Source organism: Vibrio sp. Vb0888, assembly GCF_033338835.1.
In the GTDB taxonomy this organism is placed as follows: Bacteria; Pseudomonadota; Gammaproteobacteria; order Enterobacterales; family Vibrionaceae; genus Vibrio; species Vibrio alginolyticus.
This window is the reverse complement of sequence record NZ_JAWOTL010000143.1, coordinates 1-1,346: the sequence shown is the minus strand read 5'-3', so window position 1 is coordinate 1,346 and position 1,346 is coordinate 1. Positions and strand designations below refer to the sequence as shown.

The 1,346-nt window shown below is 46.1% G+C and carries 2 protein-coding genes; one reads left to right on the top strand and one right to left on the bottom strand.

Features of this window, described 5'->3' with window-relative positions; translation table 11 throughout:
* On the top strand, window positions 1-277 hold a 277-nt coding region (locus R7P72_RS24540; protein ID WP_318110902.1), incomplete at its 5' end, for a sigma factor-like helix-turn-helix DNA-binding protein.
* Window positions 278-356: 79 nt separating this feature from the next.
* Here the strand turns inward: R7P72_RS24540 and R7P72_RS24535 are convergent.
* The coding region (locus R7P72_RS24535) for a MutS-related protein (RefSeq protein WP_411912902.1) at window positions 357-1,346 on the bottom strand (990 nt) is incomplete at its 5' end.

Below are 1,346 nucleotides of genomic sequence, written 5' to 3'. Positions count from 1 at the left end.
CAACTCTGATCCAGAAGTGTCGACTCAAGATGATGACATCAAATCGTCTTTGATCCATTGGTTGGAAGAGTTGAATCCAAAACAAAAAGAAGTGCTTGCACGCCGTTTTGGTTTGCTTGGTTATGAGCCGTCTACGCTTGAAGAAGTGGGACGAGAGATTGGTCTTACCCGTGAGCGTGTACGTCAAATTCAAGTGGAGGGTTTACGTCGACTTCGTGAAATCCTAATTAAACAAGGCCTAAATATGGAAAACTTGTTTAACGTTGAAGACGATTAATACTAAGCTTTCTCGAAACACAAAGGGCTATGGATAACCATAGCCCTTTTTCTGTTTTAGGGGAGATTAGATATTCTCGTTAAAGCATTTTCTTCAAACGATACAGCTCTTCAAGGGCTTGACGAGGTGTTAAGTCGTCTGGATCGATGTTTGATAACGCTTGTTCAATTTCGCTAGGTTCAGGGATTAAGCTGAGCTGATTTGCCACATCCACTGTGCTTGGACGAGGCGAGTCGCTAGCTTGACCGAGTTGCTCTAGTTGAGACAGTTTAGTACGAGCATTTTTGATGACCGTTTTAGGTACGCCAGCTAAGCCCGCAACCGCCAAGCCGTATGATTTGCTTGCGGCGCCTTCTTGAACTGCGTGCATGAAAGCAATGCTGTCGCCATGTTCTACCGCATCTAGTTGAACATTCGCTAAGTTTGGTAGCAAGTTCGGTAATTCGGTTAGTTCAAAATAGTGCGTAGCGAAAAGTGTCATCGCGCCAATTTGTGTTGCAAGCCATTCGGCACTTGCCCATGCCAATGAAAGACCATCGTAAGTACTGGTACCGCGACCGATCTCATCCATTAACACCAAGCTGTTCTTGGTTGCGTTGTGGAGAATGTTGGCCGTTTCTGTCATCTCTACCATGAAGGTTGAACGACCTGATGCCAAGTCATCTGAAGCACCGATACGAGTAAAGATGCGATCCAATGAGCCAATTTGTGCTGACTCTGCAGGTACATAAGAGCCGATGTGAGCCATCAACGCAATTAGCGCAGTTTGGCGCATGTAGGTTGATTTACCCCCCATGTTTGGACCCGTGATGATGAGCATTTTACGGCTTGGGCTTAATTCTATTGGGTTAGCAATGAACGGGTCCGAGGTGACTTGCTCTACTACCGGGTGGCGACCTGCTTGAATGTGAATACCTGCGTCTTTAACTAGAGTAGGGCGGCAATAATCCAATGAGTCTGCGCGTTCTGCTAGGTTTTGTAACACGTCCATCTGTGAAACGGCAGAAGCTAGGTTTTGCATTTGTTCAAGATGAGGCATCAGCAAATCGAACAGCTCTTCCCACAGTTT